We start from the raw sequence: 18,060 nt of genomic DNA, 5'->3' as shown, positions 1-18,060 counted from the left end.
ACGTCCTTACGCCGCGATGGGTTCAGCACGCGGACGGACGGGAGCGCTCGGAGGCGGCAGCGGCCGGGGCCGCGGGCAAGGTGCGAATCTCGCGTGTGGCGAGCATGGCCGCGGAGCCTGCCAGCGCGGCGGCTGCCGAGAGCAGGAGTAGCGGGGTGTCTCCCATGACCTCCGCGAGCGGGCCGGCCAGGGCCCGGCCGACCGGGAGCAGGGCGACCGAGCCCACCACGTCGTAGGCGTAGATTCGGTTCAACACGGCCTTCGGCACGTGCAGTTGCTCGGTGCTCCCCCACAGGACGCTCCACACCGAGCGCCCGACGGCCCCCAGGCAGACAGTCCCCGCCAGCAGCGGGATCCCGACGCCGCCCGCCAGCGCCAGGACCTGGGGGATCGTGAGGAGCAGGACGCCGGCCGCCACCTTCAAAGGCCGCCGCGGTCGGATTCTCGTGCCCAGGAAGCCACCGCAGATCGCTCCTACGCCCTGGAGGGCGACCACCATGCCGTAGGTCTGGCTGCCATGGTGCTCGGTGATGGTGGAGGCGCTGAGGACGTAGAAGGGGCCGAAGACGAGCAGACCGAACAGGCCGAAGATCACGATGACCGTCCACAGCCAGCGCCGGGACGTGAACTCGTGCCACCCTTCGACGAGGTCGGACCTGACGAAGCCGCCTCTCGGCGCCTGCGCCGCCTTCCGCCCGGGCAACCGGAGGAACAGAAGCAGCACGCCGCTCGCGGCGAACGACGCCGCGTCAACACCGACCACGGCACCGGGACTCCACACGGTCAGCGCGAGCCCGGCGACCGCGGGCGCCAGCATCGTCACCATGGCCTCAGACGTCCGCAGCAGCCCGACCGCCTGCTGGACCTCCTCTGTCAGATCGGAGACGATGCTGCCCACACCGGGCTGGAAGAAGGCGGTGCCGATGCCCGAAAGCACCTGCATCACCACCAGGAGCACGAGGGGCGCGTGCCCCAGCAGGATCGCCGTCGCCAGAATTCCCTGGCCGACGAAACGCATCAGGTCGGAACTGACCATCATCGGCAGCGGGCCGATCCGGTCGGCGAGGACACCGCTGAAAAGCATCAGCGAGACCCAGGGGACGAGCGGCGCGGCGAGAACCAGTCCCACCCCCGTGGCGCCATAGCCGTCGTTGAGCACGGCGACGGTCAGAGCCACCGGAAGCATGGCATCGCCGGTAAGGGATATGGTGCGGGCAGCGAAATAGCGTCGGAATCGGGGGAGCGCCAGCGGCTTGTTCGTGCTCTGCTGGGTCGCCTCGGTTGCGTGCGGCATACGGCGCCGAATCCTATGTGCGTGGCGGTCGGAACAAGATTCGAGCACACCTGGCCGACGACCGCGGAAAAGGCGGTCCGCGGGCGGCGTGAGCGGTACAGGAGCATCGCGCGTCCCGGTAGTGCTGTCAACCACGCCTTAAAGCAACGGCGTTGACGCCCCTTGTCGCTGACCTATCGCTGTCCTTGACAGCCGCACCGGTCGCGATTACATTCCCCGCTTTGAGGCGCGCTCCGCCTTTCGGTGTGCAATCCGCACGACTCCTCATCTCCGATCCGCAACTGCGAAGTCCGGCCGGATCGTCTTGTCCATCTCACGGACTTAAGGACACGACCATTGGAACAAATCTGGGACGAGCGTTTTGAAACGGTGATACGTGACAACGTCAAAGGGCTGAGCCCCGAGAGATCACTGACTCCTGATCTCGATCTGACGGCGCTCGGCCTGAGTTCGCTGGGAATGGTGCAACTCCTCATGGCGCTGGAGCACGCGTACGGCGTCCAGGTGGCCGACGAGCACCTCGAATTCCGAGTCTTCACCAGCCTCTCGGGGCTCTGGCGGGTCCTGGAGGAGAGCCGGCGCTCCTCCGACACGCCGACGCAGGCGCGCCCATGAACGACCGGGCGGAGGCCGGCTCGTGGGAGGCAGCGCTGGCCCGCGTGCTCCCGGTGCTGCGACAGGGGGCCGGCGAAGCGGACGACCGCAGCTGCTTCCCGCACGCCTCGATGAAGGCGCTGCGGAAGGAAGGGCTGCTGGGGCTCATCGTGCCCGCGCAGTTCGGCGGTCGGGGGGCCTCGTTGCGCACCTTCGTGTCCGTGGCGGAGAGGATGGCGGGCGCCTGCCTGTCCACCGCGCACCTGTGGACCATGCACTGCTTCCAGGTGGATGCCATCACGCGGCACGGGTCCACGGCGCTGAAGGATGCGCTCCTACCGCGCGTCGCGGCCGGTGAGGTGTACATCGCCTCGGTGACGAGCGAGCGCGGCCGGCCCTCGGACCTCTTCAGCGCCAGGGAACCGCTGCGTGTCGACGGCGACCACCTGCTGGTGGAGCGGTCGGCTCCGGTGGTGTCCGGCGGCGCCCAGGCCGAAGGGTTCCTCCTCACCATGCGCGCCGCCGAGGATGCCACCGAGCAACAGGTGTCGCTGGTCTACGCCGACCGGCGCGATCTGCGCGTCGACGAAAACGGCGGCTGGGACGTCATGGGCATGCGGGCCACCGCGAGTGGGGGGTTGGAGCTGTCCGGTCGGGTGCCGGCGGAGAACGTGGTCGGCCCGCCCGGGGGATTCGCCGAGATCGCCCGTACGAGCATGATCCCCTTGTCGCACCTGGGCTGGTCCGCCTGCTGGCTCGGTGCGGCCCGCGGCGCCCTGGCCGACTTGGTGGCGTGGTTTCGCGCCAACGGGTCCAGCACCCCGGGAGAGCTGTTCTACGAACGGCTCGCCCGCATCCGGGTCGAACTGGAGTTGGTCAGCGCTTATCTGCACCGGGTGCTCGAGCAGGTGGAACAGGCCCGGGCCGAGGGCCGCTCGCTCGCGGAGCCCCGGGCCCAGCTTCAACTCAGTGCCCTGAAGGTGATCGCGTCCGAGCACACGTTCCGCGCGGTCGACCGGATGGTGGAGATGGGCGGCCTGCGCCTGGGGTACGGACGGAGGTCTCCGGTACCGCTGGAACGGCACTTCCGCGACCTGCGTTCGGCGAGTCTGAATCACGCGAACGACGCTCTGTGGACGGGAATCGGCGCGCTGACCCTCCTCGACCGCTCCGTCAGCCTCATCTGACCCACATCACGGAGGCGCAATGCCCAGTCATCGGATACCTCTGCGCAGTGCGGTGCCCGCCGACAAGAAGGCCGAGTTCGAACAGCGCCTCTACTACGCCTCGTCGGTAATCGTGGACTACGCCCTGGTCGAAGAGGCCGGCGAGGTCGTCGCCGTCGACGTGGCGACCGAGCCGGATGCCGATCCGGCGGAGCTGGCCCGCAAACTCGATCTCCTGATCGCGAACGACGTGCTGCCGCAGCGCAGACGGCCGAGCGCGGTGGTCTGGCGTTCCCGGCACGAGGCTCGCCAGGGGGAGCCGGAGGTGTGGGACGAACTGCGGGACGCCTCGGCGGTCGTGGAGATGGGTGAAGGTCTCTACGCCACCGGAGGCTTGTTCACCGAACTGCTGACCGCGCTCGACCAGATGGTGTGCGACATCGCCGTCGACGCCTTCGGCGCGGTCGCCTACCGCTATCCCACGCTGATCGCCACGGACGCCCTCCGCCGCGGCGGCTACCTCGACGCGTTCCCCCAGTTCCTGATGACGGCCAGTCGCCTGCACTGCGACGCCGAGGTCTACGACGCCTTCCTTTCACGTCTGGGGGACGCCTCGGACACCGGGCGTCATCTCGACATGTTCAGCGAACACCTCGGCCACTGTCTGCCGCCCACCATGTGCTTCCACACCTACCGGCAGTTGCAGGATCGGCAACTGACCGCGGACAGCGCGGTGTTCACCGCTCGGGGGAAGTCCTTCCGGTTCGAGTCCCGCTATCGGCGAGGAGTGGAACGGCTCTGGGACTTCACCATCCGGGAGATCGTCTTCGTCGGCGACCGGGAGGGGGTCGCCGAACAGAGAAGGCGCTTCATGGAGCAGACCTGGCGTCTGATGGACGCGCTCGCACTGCCCGGGCACGCCGAAGTAGCCCATGATCCGTTCTTCTCCGGAAAGTCGACCTCCGAACGGGTCCTGGCGCAGGAGCTGATGGAACTCAAGTACGAGCTGCGCCTGCCGGTCGAAGGGGGGCGCTCGGTCGCCGCCGGCTCGTTCAACCTCCACGGGGACAAGTTCGGTTCGGCTTTCCACATCACCCTTGATGACGGGGCGACCGCCCAGACGGCCTGCGTCGGATTCGGGCTGGAACGCCTCACCTACGCGTTCCTCAGCCAGCACGGGCTCGACATCGAGCAGTGGCCGGCCCCGGTCCGGCTCCGGATGAACAGCCGGAGCCCGGTATGAGGGATCACTACGGGAGACCTGAGGAGAACAGAGTGGACGGGCACGCATCCCGGATCGGGGACCCGGGTTGGGATCTGCTGCGGCGCATATCGATCGCCGACCCCGGCAGCGCCGCGTTCGACGAGGCACGGGCGCTGGCGTCCGAACTCCCCGACCCGGACGATCTACTGGCCCAGGCGGCACGGCACGCGTTGGTCCCGAGCCTGGCGGACTTCCTGGTGCAGGCCGAGCTGCTGCCGTCGATGCCGCACCACGCCCAGCGGCACCTGCTCGGCACCCTGCACTGGAACCGCTTCAAAACCCGCCGGTACGCGATCGAGGCGGCCCGCGTCACGGCGGCCCTCGCCGACGCGGGCGTGCGCGCCGCCTGCACCAAAGGGGTCGTCTGCCAGGCATCTCTCTATGACGGCCGCGGCATCCGCCACTTCGGCGACATCGACCTGATGGTGCCGCCGGAACACCGCGACAGGGCGGCAGAGGTCCTCTACCGGTTGGGCTACACCGGAGCGAAGAAGTTCGACCACCGAACCGGCGAACTGCTGGACATCTCGCGGTCGCTGCAACTGATGTACCAGCTCTACCCCGATCATCTGCCGCACTTCTTCCGCGTCCCCGCGGATGATGACGGCATCCCGTACTTCATGGTCGACGTGGCATACAACCTCACCTGGTACGGGAGCAGTTGGCAGATCCTCACCGCCTCGGCGCTGGAGCGCGTCGTCACCGTGAACGGCGTGCCAGAGCAGGACGACCGAGCCGAACTGCCCTCGCTCGACACGCCGTACGGCTTCCTCTTCGTCGTACTGCACCTCTTCCGCGAAGGGTGGTTCGAGCGGACCATCCGTGAGAAGGACGTACGCCTCGGGCAGTGCGCCGACGTGTGGCGCTACTGGGAGCGCTTGGGTCGCGACCGTGGTGACGAGATCAGGAATATCATCACGGAGCACTTCCTGGAGCCGGCCGTGGCCTGGGTGTGCCGTCACGTGGACGACGTGTACGGCAGCTCCCTCACGGACGAACTGGCACTCGGCGATTACTGCGACGACGGTTGGCTCCACAGCGCGGGCGCCGTGGACGGCGGCTACCTGGTCTGGCGAGGCAGCTTCAGCGAACGGCTCCGCGACCGGCGTCCTCTCCTGCTCGAACCGGGCTCCGAACCGCCCTTCGCCGCCGCGGCCCGCGTCCGCTCGGTCTGAGACCGGCGGTGGGTCCGCCCGCACGGCCCGATCCCCCGCCCCGCATCCACCTTGGAGAGTGACATGTCACGCCCCCAACAGCCCAGCAGCCTCGACAACGGTCGGGTCCTGCTTGTCTCCGGCCTCTGGCCCTACGACACGGTGGACGAGAAGAAGGCCGTGGGCCGACTCAACATCTTCCACAATCCCGAACTGCGCGAAGGGATCACCGAACTGGTCGGGGCCACCTCGGTCTACGACATCGCACTGCGCGGTGAGGAAGACGACCGGCCGCTCTTCCGCCCCAGCACCGCCTCGGAACCGACCCTGGTTTCGGTGGCCCTCAAGTCCTTGTTACCCGAGGACACGGAAGTCACCGACTGCGAACTGGCCGATCTGCTGCACTGCGACGGGAGCGCCGACAGTGGTCTGCCGGCCGCGGCGCGGAACGCGGTGTGCCTGCTGTCCACCAGCTATGTGACGAACTTCCCGGACCTGCGGAAGGTCATCGACCGACTGCGGGAGATGTCAGCGGGCTACATCGTGGCCGGCGGCTACCTGGCGACCCGCAACCCGGAGACGGTCCTGGACTGCGGCGCGGACGCGGTCGTGGTGGGCGATGCGGAGGAGTCGATCCCTGCTCTCCTGCGGTGCCTGCCCAGGATGGACGACTGGAGCGGAGTGCCGAACCTCTGGTACACGACCGAGGGCGGTGGCAAGGCGTACACCTTCGATCGCATGGTCCCGCTCGACAGCATCCCCGTCACGATACCGGGCGGTGACCTCTCAGGGATCTCCGTGCCGTACGAGTCCATGCGTGGCTGCCCGTACAAGTGCGCCTTCTGCTCGTACCCGCTCGTCTCGACCAAGTGGCGGTTCAAGAGCGCGGAGAAACTTCTGGCGGACTGGCAGGCCATCGAGCGAAGCGGCGCCAAGGAGATCATCGCCCTGGACTCGACCTTCACCATCCCGCCGAAGCGCCTGCGGGACTTCCTCGACCTGTACCACGAGGCCGGCCTGACCATCCCCTGGGGCGCCTACTCCAGGGTGACGCCGCTGCGGAACGAGGAGACGGTGATCCAGTTGAAGCGGGCCAACAACCGCTGGCTGTCGATCGGCTTCGAAAGCGGCAGCCAGCGGATGCTCGACCTCATGAAGAAGGGCACCCGCCTGAAGGATGCCTACCCGGCCCTCGCCCACCTGCGCAGACACCGCGTCTCGCCCTGGTCGAACTTCATCATCGGCTATCCGGGCGAGACGGAGGAGACGATCGAGGCCACCACCTCCTTCATGTCGGAGCACATCTTCGGCTTCTACGGGATCTACGTCTTCAACATCCGTGACCGGGCCATGCCGGTGCTCAGCGACCCGCTCGCCAACGTCCACTGGGAGGACGTCGGCAGCGAGTGGACGCACTCCACCATGGACAGCGGCCGGGCCACCGAACTGCGCTGGCGGGCCTACGTCCGTGTCTGCCTGGCCAATCCCGACGCCATCAACGTCGACGTGTTCCGCGGCAGCAACGTGGAGAAGGAGTACGGCGTCTGGGACCCGGCCTTCAGCGCACTCAAACACATCGAGGCGTGGGCCCTGCGCCGGATCGACCCGGCGGCGGTGACGGCCGAAGCCGGGGACGACATCGAAGCGACGGAACGGGCGCTGCGCCGCAGGCTCGTTCCTCTCGGCTGAACGGGAGCGGCGCGATGACTGCCAACCGCCCGGTCGGAGTGCTCGCCGGTGGCCGGGACCTCCTGCGGAAGTCGTCGGAAACGCTGGCCGACCGGGTCGCCGAACTCCTGGAGTCGTCCGGCATCGAAGCCACCGTACTGCTGTACGGCACCGAGGAGTTCGCCGCCGCGCTCGCCCGCCGGAAGCTGCGTCTGCTACAGGACCTCACCTACGGCGTCTACGGCAGAGCGGAGCCACTGGCTGCCGCTGCCGGTCTCGCCTTCGTCGGAACCGGAGCACTCGAGGCCGAGGTGTACGACAAGGTCCGGCTGAAGACGTTCCTCGCCCGGAACGGGTTCGGCACACCGCCCCATGTGGTGCTGGACAACCACGCGCCTGCGTCCAGCTGGTCGGCCATCGGACTGCTGGAAGGCCCCGTCGTCCTGAAACCCGCCACCGCGGACATGCTCAGCGCCGGAGTGCGGTTCTTCGACAGCGCGGACCCTCGGCGGGCGGACCTGAGGGAGCACCTCGACGGCCTGTTCGAGATCGATCAGACGGTTCTGGTGGAGCGTTACGTGCCGGGCCTGGAGGTCTGCGTCGGCTACGAGGCGTCGTCCCGCGGTCTTGACCTGTACCCGCCCCTGTCCGTGGCCAAGGACGCCGTCCTCTTCGACCACGCGGTCAAGATGTCACGGCAGTACGCCTTCACACCGGTGGACCTCCGGCCGGCGACACTCGACCGCCTGCGCTCGCTGGGGCGTGCCATGGCCGAGGAGTTCGACCTGGCTGGATGCTTCTACATCAACGCCATCATCACCGCCGACGGCGAACCGGCGGTCTTCGACGCCGGCGCCACGGTCGGACTCACCGAGCACAGCTACTTCCCCGCAGCCGCCGCCATGCGCGGCGAGAGCCTGGACGCCCTGCTGACCCGGCAGTTCGTCCGGCCGGTGCGAGCACTGCTCCACCCGGACGGCGTCTCGTCGCGGGAACCGGACGTGGAAAGGACACGCTGAGTGGACGCCTGGCTGGACGGCGGGATCGTCGCCGAGGAAACGGTGTCGCTGCATGTGAACAGTGTGTCGTCGGCGCTGGGGACAGCCTTCTTCGAGGCCATGCGCTGCTATCCGGTGCCCGGCCGGGGCACCGCGGTGTTCCGCTTCAACGCGCACTTCCGGCGGCTGGCCCGCTCACTGTCGGTGGTAGGCGCCAAGCTCCCCCTCACGGCCGGAGATCTGCTCACCGCCGTCGCGGACATCGTCCGTGCGAACTCCGCCGAGGACGACACCTGCTACCTCAAGGTCATGGTCTACTGGGACGCCGTTCTCGCGGGCTCCTCGCTGGTGGACCTCGGCGCGCTCACGCCGAGGGTGGCGGTGTTCCTCCGCAGGACGCCGCCGTCCTTCTTCGACGGCTGTCCCCGACTGCGCTGCCGGATCACCTCCTGGCGCCGGATCGACGACAGCAGCATGCCGACCCAGGCCAAGGCCACCGCCAACTACTACAACGCGCGTCTGGGTCTCACCGAAGCCCTTTCCACCGGCTACGACAACGTGATCTTCCTCAACGGCAAAGGAGAGGTGACGGAGGCCGCGGAGGCCAATGTCTTCGTCGTCGATCGGCGCACGATGTCGGTCGTCACCCCTCCTCTGGACAGCGGCGTGCTGCCTGGAGTCACCCGGGACTCGGTTCTGGAGCTTCTGCGCGACGACGGCCGGTTCCGGGTCGCCGAAGGACGGCTGCTGCCGATGGACCTGTACGCGGCGGACGAGGTGTTCCTGACCAACACCGCCCACCTCGTCCGACAGGTGGGCGAGTTGGACGGGCGCCCGCTGGCCGCCGGCCCGAACACCCTCGCCGCGTCGCTGAAAAGAGAGATCGCATCCGGCTCGCTCAGCACCGATCGGCGTCCGGAGTGGTTCACCACCCTTCCCGTCAGCTCCACGGAGGACGCATGAATCGGACATCCGAGCAGAACGACGTGCTCATAGAAGGGCTCGCCCGTCGCTTCGAACTCCAGAAACCCGCCGTCGACTACATGGCGGAACACTTCCGCGGTCCGGTGGCGGACTTCGGCTGCGGCAACGGCATTCCGCTGTCCTACCTGGCCGAACGCCATCCGGACCTGTTCTTCGCGGGGGTGGACCACAGCGCCGACATACTCGACCGGAACACCGCCCGGCACCGGCCCAACGTCCTGCTCGTCAAAGCCGGCTTGGAAGACCGGACCTTCCCCGACGAAAGCCTGGGAAGCGCGGTGTTCAACCGGTCGCTCCACGAGGTGTACTCCCTGTCCGGCGAGGACGGGCTGAAGGCCGCCGTGACCGCGGCACGGGACGCCCTGCGCCCCGGCAGGCACGTCCTGGTCTACGAGAACGCGGTCCCCAGCCGGGACAGGGTCGCCCTGCGCATCGTCACGGACGAGGTCCGGGACCTGTTCGGCCGCTTCATCCGGGACTACTCCGTGCGCCCGGTGCCGTGGACGCAGAAGACCGTGGACACGGTCGTCCTCCAGGAGGACGACGCGCTGGAGTTCCTCACGAAGTACCGCGACCCCGACTGGGAGTCGGAGATGCGTGAGGTGCACTTCCTCTACTCGCTGGAGGAGTGGGACGCGGTTCTCACCGCCTGCGGTCTGGAGAGGGTTGCGGTGAGGCGATTCGACGACCGTCAGATCCTTGCCCTGGACGGAGTGGAACCCGGCTGGGAGATCGCCGACTTCAAGCATGTGCTGGTCTACCGGCGGCCGGCGTGACGTCGACCGGCGCCTCCCCCGCCGTCTCCTGGGACCTGACCCGGCAACGGGACAAGGCGCGGGAGATCCGCGAACAGACGCTCAGGCTGTCTCACGGCAGACCGCACCACCTCGGCGGGCAGCTGTCCTGCGTGGAGATCCTCGTGTCGATCTTCTACGGTCACGCGCCGACGCTGCCCGACACCCGGTTCGTCCTGTCCAAGGGACACGCGTGCATCACGCTGTACGCCGTGCTCGCCGATCTGGGGCTGATAGCGTCCGAGGACCTGGACACGATCATGGAAGCGGGCGGCCCGCTGCTCGGCCATCCGTGCCGGACCACGACCGGAGCGGTGGACGTGTCCACCGGGTCGCTGGGCATGGGGCTCTCCATGGCGGCGGGCATGGCGCTCGCGGCACGGGCAACGGGGCGCGAGGTCCACGTGCACGCGGTCCTGGGCGACGGCGAGATGCAGTCGGGACAGGTCTGGGAGGCACTGATGTTCATCGGCCGGCACCAGCTCGACACCGTCCACACGGTCATCGACTGCAACGGCGCGCAGGCGGACGGTGCCACCGCCACCATCATCGACGTGGAACCGCTCGCGTCGAAGATCGAGGCGATGGGCCTCGAAGCCGTCGACTGCGACGGGCACGACCTGGCCGCTCTCGACCACGCGCTGTCCGCGCCCGGCTGCGGACGTCCCCGGGTGATCGTCGCCCGCACCGTCAAGGGCAAGGGCGTACCGGCGATGGAGGGCGACAACACCTGGCACAGCGGCTCCCTCTCCTCCCGGCAACTGGCGCACGCCCTGTCCTCCCTCTATTGAACGGAGCGCGGTGAAAAGGTTTTCGAGGCTTCTGCTCGACGTCATGCGGGCGGACTCCGCGGTCGTGGTCCTCGACGCGGACCTGTCCCGCAGCAGCGGATCGGCGGCAGTGAGCGCGAACTGGCCCGATCGGTTCGTGAACACCGGCATCGCCGAGCAGAACACCATGGGCCTCGCGGCCGGCATGGCGCTGATGGGGCTGAGGCCGCTCGTGCACACGTTCGCGACCTTCGCGACGATGCGGGCCTGTGAGCAGATCCGCACCTCGATCGCCTACCAGGGCCTCAACGTCACGATCTGTGCGAGCAAGGGAGGGCTCGCGGCGTCCCGTTCAGGGCCGACGCACCACGCGACGGAGGACCTGGCAATCATGCGCGCGATCCCCGGCATGACCGTGCTGGCGCCCCGCGACTTCCGCGATCTGACAGCCGTTTTCCCCCAGGCGCTGGCGCTTCCCGGACCGGTGTACGTACGGATGCCCCCGGAGCAGGAGCCTGACGACCCGGACGGCACCGCCCCGCCCATCGGAGCCGGTGCGGTGCTGCAACCGGGCGACGACGTGGTCCTGGCGTTCACCGGCAGCATGACGCGGACGGTCCGCGAGGCCGCCGAGCGCCTCACCGCCGCGGGCCTGAGCGTCGGCATCGTCTACCTGCCGACGGTGAAACCGCTGGACAGCGGCCTGATCGTGGAGTGCGCCGCCACCGCCCGACTGATGCTCACCATCGAGGAGCACAACGTCATCGGCGGTCTGGGATCCGCGGTGGCCGAGGTGCTGGCCGGCCGCCGGGCAGCACCGCCGCTGCTTCGGCTGGGCATCGAAGACCGCTTCTGCTACGCGTCGGGCAGCCACGCGGAGTTGCTGGATGCCTACTGTGTGTCAGCGGACGATCTGGTGCACCGAGTTCTGGAGCGTTGCTAGATGAAGCCACTACCGACACGCGAAGCTCGCGCCGCGCAGCAGGCAGCAGACGGGGTCCGGGCCGAGCTGGCGGCCCTGGTCGGGACCTACCCGGAACTCGCCGACTTCCACCGCGAGATCGTCGAGGCACTGCCCGACGCCTGCTTGCCGGCACTGCGCCGTACCGCGTTGGCCGTGGTCCCGCCTGACGGACTCATGCAGGGGGTGCATCAGCGGCTGCTCGGCGAGCACGGCGAGCACGTGGTGGCCTTCCGGTTCCGGACACTGACCCCCCGGCTCGCGGAACGCGTCTACCACGACGGGCTGGTGACCGAGGTGCCCGGGCGCCACATCCGGTCGTGGTGGATCAAGCGCAAGGTGTTCGACCTCGGTGAGGCCCTCGTCCTCCTGCTGCGCCATCCCACGGACCCGTCCTTCCAGCAGACCGTCACGACCGCGAAGGGCGCCTCCGACCCGCAGCTCGCCCAACCGGGCTCCTACCGGGCGGACTACCGCACCCCGAACAAGACCTTCGGCCTCCTGCACAGCTCCGACGACCTACTGAGCATGCTGTACGAGGCGAGCGTGCTCTTCGAACCGCGGGAACTCTCACGGCTGTTGGCCGGACCGCACTGGGGCCCGGCGGAACGCGCCGTGGTGTCCGGCTACGAGGCCGCGACCACCGTGCCGCGGATCGAGTCCTACCGGGTGCTCTACCGGTTGAAGCGGCGCCTGCTGGCCGAGACGGCGATGGAGGGGCTGCTGCCGCCCCGAGTGCTGGAGGCGGCTGACACCCTGTACCGCTCGGCGATGAACGTGGTGGACGCCGATCCCGGACACGGCCCGGAGACTCAGGCCATCGCCCGGCACCTGAAGCAGGAGCGCGACCTGCTCCAGGACGCTGCGCCGCCCGGCGGAAGCGTCGCACAGCGGTCGGACGAATGCGGGCGGACCACCGAACCCCGAACCGCGTTCGCCTGCCTACGGATGCTCGCCGAACCGGCGGCCATCGACGCTGACGGCTTCACAAGCCTGAAGTCCTCGCTCGATGCCCTGGGCATCGGACTGGGCCCGCTGGAACGCACCGTGCTGGAGAGCCTGTTCTTCTTCTCCGGCACCGGAGGACCGCGCCCTTCAGCGACGACACCGGTCCATGAACCCCGGAGGAGAGCCGGCATGTCCACTCCGTACCAGCAGGTGCTCGACGCCGCCGAGTCCCGCGAGGACTACCCGCTGTCTCTTTCCGATGTCGAGGAACTGGGTCGAGCGGGTCTGACCCTCGCGGCAGACCAACTGGCCTTCATGATCATCACGCCTGACGCCGTGCACAGAGGGAAGCACGCCGACATTCTCGCCCACGTGCACGACGCGGGCTTCCGTATTCGCGCGCACCGGACCCGGAACCTGCGAGACAGCGACATCGAGGAGCTGTACAAGTACGGTCTGCGCGCCAAGATCCTGGATCACCAGCGCACGCATTGGCACCTGACCCGCAAGGGACTGAGCATGGGCACCTCTTTGGGGCTGCTCCTCCAACACCCCGACGGCGCAGCCTGCGAGAGACTTCTGCGGTTGAAGGGCGCCTCGAAGCCGGCCGACGCAGCTCCCGATTCCATTCGTGGCGGACTGCGCAGTTACTCCAAGATCCTGGCCCTGGTGCACAGTTCGGACGACAGCGCAGCCGCGCTGCGCGAGTGTCTCCTGTATTTCAGCCCGAGGCAGCTACTCGATGTCCTGCCGCAATACGTCACGAGCCCGTCGCCACGGGGGAAACACCTCTCATACGTAGCCGAGGCCCTCAGTCCGACTACTGCCGAGGACGACCCCTTAACGGTCCTGTACGCGCTGAAGACCCGCATCTCCCACGCCATCGCGTCCCATCCACTCGCTGCCGCCCCTGCGGCGCAGCAGCTGCTGCGTGAGCACCTTGCGGAACTACGGACGACCCGGGACCGGCTGCGAGACGGCGTCGCCTCGTGGAGATCTCAGGTGCGGGTCGTGAGCCGGGCACTTGAGCGTGAGCACGTGCTGCTCACCGACGACCGGCTCGCGTGCTGCCCGGAGTCCTTTCCGAGCGTGACCGGGCCGAAGGAGGACCTCGAACGGCTGGCGTGGCACCGGCTCCTACTCACCGCGCGACAGTTGGCCGATCAACAGTGTTTCGAGGAGCTCGACATGAACCAGGTCGAGGCGGCTGTGCGAGCCGCGCACGTCCATTTGACACCTTGGGAGGCATTGCTGGTGGAAAACCTGCTCTTCTTCTGGGATCTCTGACGGTTTCTGCACTTCCTGTCCGGCTCGAACGGAGGCCGTAGGCCCACCTGCGGCATCTCCTCACGGCCATCACCGCCGAGGCGAACACCGCACCTGTATGCCGGCGGCCACCCTGCACGGGCGACGGGGGTAGTCGCATCCGCAGCTTCCTTGGGGCCCAGGAAGCCGCCCGGCCCAGGAGTGCTGTCACCGCTCCCGACGGTGCCGCAGCGCCGCGCCGTGCACGGCACCGGTGCGGGCAGAGCGGTGCGGCACCCACCCGAACCGCCGTCCTGGTGCGGGGAGCGGGATCGGGGGGCCGGACGGCCAGCGCCCGGCACCGTGAGCCGGCCCAGCCCCGCGTCCTCGTCGTTCAGCGCGGCCAGGACGAGTTCCGCTGTGGTGCTCCAGCGGCGGTACAACACGGACTTCCCGGTGCCGGCCCTCGGCGCGATCTTCTCGAAGCTCAGCTCCTCGAAGCTGCTTGCGGCCAGTTCCTCCAGCGTCGCCCGGTAGATCGCCTGGGTCAGCTCCGCACCGCGGCGGCGGGTTCCCGGGGCTCTGGCGGCGGGCGGCGGAGTGGGGGGGTGCTGGAGACGCGGTCACCCTTCCCGTTATAGCTCCTGACCTCCGCACGCGTCGATCGACCGGGCGGCGTAGCGTGGCATTAAGAAACCATATCGTTCTCTATTCACGCGAGCTGTGAACCCATGGACGCACGCCTTGAGGACCGCGCGGCTATCGCCGATCTGATGACCGGCTGGATTCACCGCGACCTGGGCGAGTGGGATCAGTTGCGCGACCTGTTCCACCCGGGCGCCACCGTCGAGATCACCTGGTTCGACGGCCCGGCCTCCGACTTCATCGAGGGATCGGCGCGCACGGGGGCATCCGATCTGCGCACCAAGCACGTCATCGCCGGGCCGTCGATCACCTTCAACGGCAACCGCGCGCTGGCGCAGACCAGCGCGATACTCCTCGCCGAGAACACTGCCCTGGAGCTCGGCGCCACCGCGCACAACCGCTTCTGGGACCGGGTGGAGAAGCGTGACGGCGCATGGCGCATCGCCAAGCGCCAGAGCTTCTACGACATGAGCTCCTTCAACTTCCTGACCAAGGTCCACGAGATCGACGAGAAGGCGGTGCGCAGCTTCCCGCGGGAGTACGCCGCACTGGCCTACCTGCTGGAGAAGTCCGGTTTCCCCGTCGTGCGCGAGTTCCCCACCCGCGGCAGCGCCTTGGAGACCGAGATCAAGGCCGCCGGCAGCGCCTGGCTGAACGAAGCCTGATCCACCCCCTCAGCCGGTCGGCCCTCGCCCCACGTCCGCCCGCCGCCGCGGCCACGTCGGTGCCTGAGCAACGCGCGGCGGTTCAGCGTCTGCCAAGCGATCGGCGAGATCCGCCAGTTGGTCACGTCGACCGCCAGGACCCACTCCTGACCTTCAGAGGGTGGAGATCGTACGGCCCTCGACCTGAGACGGAGGTCGAAGGACAAGCTCAGCCGCGGTACATGAACCCGCTCGCCGGCGGGATCGGCGCGGCGGAAGGCGGTCACCGGCCGACGCCCTCGCCTCGCCGCGCCGATCCCGCCCTCTCCCCTGCGCTGCCGGTACCGCGTACGCCGGTCCGGTGGCCCGGTGGCCCGGTGGCCCGAGTGCCCAGCCGCGCAAGGGAGTTGGCTCGGTGCGCGGCCGGGTCCCGGGCTGCGGGCGGCAGACGGCAGACGGCTCAGTACAGGGTCGGCCACTTCGACCGCGGCCAGGCGAGCACCGCGTAGATCTGCGCCGCGGCGGCCTGCTGGATCGACTGCGTGGTGCCGCCGCTGTCGAAGTGCACCAGGCCGGTCTTCGGGTCGCGGGCGCTGGTCCACACCCAGTCGGCGTACGCGGCCGTCGCCTGCTGGTACCTGTCGCCGCCGGTGACGGACTCCAGCAGCAGGAGGTTCTTGAAGAAGATCGAGTTGAAGTAGATCGGCTGGCCCTTCAGCCGGTCGCCGGTGACGAAGTAGTCGTACGCCGCGTCGGCGATCCGCTGGGCCCGCGCCAGGTACGTGCGGTCGTGCGTCACCTGGTAGAGGAGGACGTTGACGCCGATCGGCACCCCCTGGTTGTAGGACCAGATCGTCCGGTCGATGTCGCCCGTCAGCTTGACGTTGTCCCAGTACAGCCCGTTCGGGCTCTGCAGGTTGGCGTCGGTCCAGTCGTAGAACCGCTTGGCGTTGTCCAGATAGCTGCGCTTGCCGGTGATCTGGTAGAGCCGCAGCCCGAGTTCGGCGGCGGGCATGTTGGAGACGGTGTTGCGGTCGGTGCTCCAGGCGGCCTGGGTCCAGAACACGCCACCGGGTGCGGGATGGCTCGGATCGGTGTCCCATCCGGACTCGACCAGCGAGAAGATCTGCTCGGCCCGCGACAGCGCCGAACGGTCGTGGTGCCGGAGGTAGTCCTGGACCTTCTCCAGTCCCACCCACTCGTTGTCGTCGTAGAACAGGTCGCCGCCCGCTCCGTACGGGGCGATCACGTAGGAGTCGTAACCGGCCACCCCTGTCGTGCCGCCGGCGGCGTTCCAGTAGTGCTCCTGGGCCTGGTCCACCGCGGCCAGCTTCGTCCGGAAGCGGGGGTCGACCGTCGAGATGTCCAGGGCCGCGACGTGGACCTGGGACAGCGGCCACTCGTACGAGTACGGGTTGTCGCCCGCCGCCACCGGATACTGCTCGTGGAAGAGACCGGAACCGTCCGTCGTGCCCAGGTACTTCTCCAGTGCGGCGTAGGTCGCGGTCGCGCGGGCCGCGTTCACGCGGGCCGTGCTCGCGGCGGCCGTGCTCGCGTGGGCCGGTGATGCCACCCGGTGCGAGTCCGCGGGGCGGGCCGCGCCGGGAGAGGCCGCGGCGGTGGTTCCGGCGGCGAGTGCCGCCACGACAGCGCCGGTCAGGGAGAGTTTCAGACGGCGTGAGCGCATGAAGAGCGCCTCCATTCTGCCTGCCGCGGGGCGCGGCAGGACGTCGTGACAACGTTGTCCAACCGAACCGTCGTTGCGCGCGTGCGAGGGGACGGGTGGGCGGGTTGGCCGGTTCTCGATGCGTCGCCGACTGATCTACCTCCACGGCGGTCCCGCCAAACCTCCGGTCGGGCGCCAAGTCCCGTGCCGCGCCCGCCTCGTCCCCGATCCGCCGGCCTCGTCCCCGATCCGCCGGTGCGCACCCGCGAGGGCGCCTCAGATCGCTACCTCCAGGCACTCGCCGCGCTCCAGGCCGGCACGGCGGAACAGGGCGACCGACTCGCCCCGGCCGTCCGCGCCGCGATCAAGCGGCAGGATGAAGGGCTGCGCGAACGCCAGGCGCCGGAGGAAGCCTTCGGCGATGGCCGGGCCGCGTCGAGGAACTGCGTGCCCAGGCGGAAGGCGGTGGGTTCAAGCTTTCTGGAGGGGTCTCGTAGCCGAACTCACGGATCGTGCCTCTAGAACGGTACCGGAGCACCCCTGGGTTCCTCCGGGCCTGCCGAACCGAGGGGCACCGACGGAGAACCCGCTGACCAGCGGGTAGCCGGCTGGTCGTCAGGTGTTCGTCTCCTATCCTCATACGGGGTTGTCCGTGAGGTAGAGCGCAGCGAGGCGGGGCAGTCGGCGGTGCATCTGCTCGTCGTCGTCGAAGTCGAAGTCCTCGCCCATGTCCTGCTCGGCCCGCTCATGAGGTTGGGCCTTTCGGTACTGGTCCCATGCCTCGTAGAAGTCGTGCCTGTCACCGGTCAGTCGCCCGAACGCATCGGATGCGGCGTAGTTCACTTCCTCGTCGAAGAGGATGTGGTCCTCGCCCGCCTCAGCTGTTGCGGCGACGAGTGGGTGCTCTGCCAGGCTGTCGGGATTGGCGGCTACGCGCTCATACCAGGCCCGTCCTTCGGCAATGACGCCCGCGCGGAAGTCGGTGAAGCTGTCGTCAGAGCAGCCGCCGCCGATCAGGTATGCCGCTGCCCAGACGTCCCAGCGATACAGTGCGCCACGGAGTGCGTCGAAGCGCTCCTGATACTCAAGGATCTCGCGCTTCGAGCGTGCTGTCAGTGTTTCGACCAGTGTCCGGTCGAAGGAGCCTTCCGCCGTGGTGCGCGAGCGTGCGGCCTGTATAAGGTGCCAGAAGGCTTCCGTTTCCATGACCGGCCACTCTGCCATCCAGGTCCGACAGACGCCCGTGGGTCCGTTGCCGGGAAAAG

15 protein-coding genes are annotated in these 18,060 nt (G+C 68.6%); 12 read left to right on the top strand and 3 right to left on the bottom strand.

Features of this window, described 5'->3' with window-relative positions; genetic code table 11:
* Positions 1–22: 22 nt before the first annotated feature.
* Positions 23–1,294 carry an MFS transporter gene (locus OG370_RS39335; protein ID WP_328472988.1) on the bottom strand — a complete coding sequence of 424 codons (1,272 nt, stop codon included), beginning with the start codon at positions 1,292–1,294 and terminating at the stop codon, positions 23–25.
* A gap of 336 nt (positions 1,295–1,630) precedes the next feature.
* On the opposite strand from OG370_RS39335, the gene OG370_RS39330 reads away from it, so the two are divergent.
* The 12 genes from OG370_RS39330 (at position 1,631) to OG370_RS39275 (ending at position 15,150) form a co-directional block, all read left to right on the top strand.
* Positions 1,631–1,909, top strand: coding sequence for a phosphopantetheine-binding protein (locus OG370_RS39330; RefSeq protein ID WP_328472986.1), 279 nt, complete (start codon positions 1,631–1,633; stop codon positions 1,907–1,909).
* A complete protein-coding gene (locus OG370_RS39325; protein ID WP_328472984.1) occupies positions 1,906–3,075 on the top strand; it encodes an acyl-CoA dehydrogenase family protein in 1,170 nt (389 codons plus the stop codon). Before OG370_RS39330 ends, OG370_RS39325 begins: the two co-directional genes overlap by 4 nt.
* A 19-nt stretch (positions 3,076–3,094) precedes the next feature.
* On the top strand, positions 3,095–4,297 hold the full coding sequence (locus OG370_RS39320) for a hypothetical protein (RefSeq protein ID WP_328472982.1): 1,203 nt from the start codon (positions 3,095–3,097) through the stop codon (positions 4,295–4,297).
* A 32-nt stretch (positions 4,298–4,329) separates the two neighbouring features.
* Positions 4,330–5,493 (top strand): nucleotidyltransferase family protein, encoded by a 1,164-nt coding sequence (locus tag OG370_RS39315; protein WP_328472980.1) that lies wholly within the window; start codon positions 4,330–4,332, stop codon positions 5,491–5,493.
* 63 nt (positions 5,494–5,556) lie between these two features.
* Positions 5,557–7,161 carry a B12-binding domain-containing radical SAM protein gene (locus OG370_RS39310; RefSeq protein WP_328472979.1) on the top strand — a complete coding sequence of 535 codons (1,605 nt, stop codon included), beginning with the start codon at positions 5,557–5,559 and terminating at the stop codon, positions 7,159–7,161.
* A gap of 14 nt (positions 7,162–7,175) precedes the next feature.
* A complete protein-coding gene (locus OG370_RS39305; protein ID WP_328472977.1) occupies positions 7,176–8,159 on the top strand; it encodes a hypothetical protein in 984 nt (327 codons plus the stop codon).
* A complete protein-coding gene (locus OG370_RS39300) occupies positions 8,160–9,101 on the top strand; it encodes an aminotransferase class IV (RefSeq protein ID WP_328472975.1) in 942 nt (313 codons plus the stop codon). It begins immediately after the preceding gene.
* Positions 9,098–9,898: a methyltransferase domain-containing protein gene (locus tag OG370_RS39295; RefSeq protein ID WP_328472973.1), complete on the top strand. Its 801-nt coding sequence runs from the start codon at positions 9,098–9,100 to the stop codon at positions 9,896–9,898. The genes OG370_RS39300 and OG370_RS39295 overlap by 4 nt, the downstream gene beginning before the upstream one ends.
* A complete protein-coding gene (locus tag OG370_RS39290; protein WP_328472971.1) occupies positions 9,895–10,707 on the top strand; it encodes a 1-deoxy-D-xylulose-5-phosphate synthase N-terminal domain-containing protein in 813 nt (270 codons plus the stop codon). Before OG370_RS39295 ends, OG370_RS39290 begins: the two co-directional genes overlap by 4 nt.
* 10 nt (positions 10,708–10,717) lie before the next feature.
* A complete protein-coding gene (locus tag OG370_RS39285) occupies positions 10,718–11,629 on the top strand; it encodes a transketolase family protein (protein ID WP_328472969.1) in 912 nt (303 codons plus the stop codon).
* Positions 11,630–13,882 (top strand): nucleoside-diphosphate kinase, encoded by a 2,253-nt coding sequence (locus tag OG370_RS39280; protein WP_328472967.1) that lies wholly within the window; start codon positions 11,630–11,632, stop codon positions 13,880–13,882. It begins immediately after the preceding gene.
* A 689-nt stretch (positions 13,883–14,571) separates the two neighbouring features.
* On the top strand, positions 14,572–15,150 hold the full coding sequence (locus OG370_RS39275) for a nuclear transport factor 2 family protein (RefSeq protein WP_328472965.1): 579 nt from the start codon (positions 14,572–14,574) through the stop codon (positions 15,148–15,150).
* 439 nt (positions 15,151–15,589) lie between these two features.
* On the opposite strand, the gene OG370_RS39270 is transcribed toward OG370_RS39275, so the two are convergent.
* Complete coding sequence (locus OG370_RS39270; RefSeq protein ID WP_328472963.1) at positions 15,590–16,816, bottom strand: glycoside hydrolase family 76 protein; 1,227 nt, start codon at positions 16,814–16,816, stop codon at positions 15,590–15,592.
* A gap of 615 nt (positions 16,817–17,431) precedes the next feature.
* Positions 17,432–18,001, bottom strand: coding sequence for a DUF4240 domain-containing protein (locus tag OG370_RS39265; RefSeq protein WP_328472961.1), 570 nt, complete (start codon positions 17,999–18,001; stop codon positions 17,432–17,434).
* Positions 18,002–18,060 lie beyond the last annotated feature (59 nt).

Origin of the sequence: Streptomyces sp. NBC_00448 (assembly GCF_036014115.1) — a bacterium.
Taxonomy (GTDB): Bacteria; Actinomycetota; Actinomycetes; order Streptomycetales; family Streptomycetaceae; genus Actinacidiphila.
Note: the sequence above shows the minus strand (reverse complement) of the source record. Positions and strands in the feature narration are given on the sequence as shown.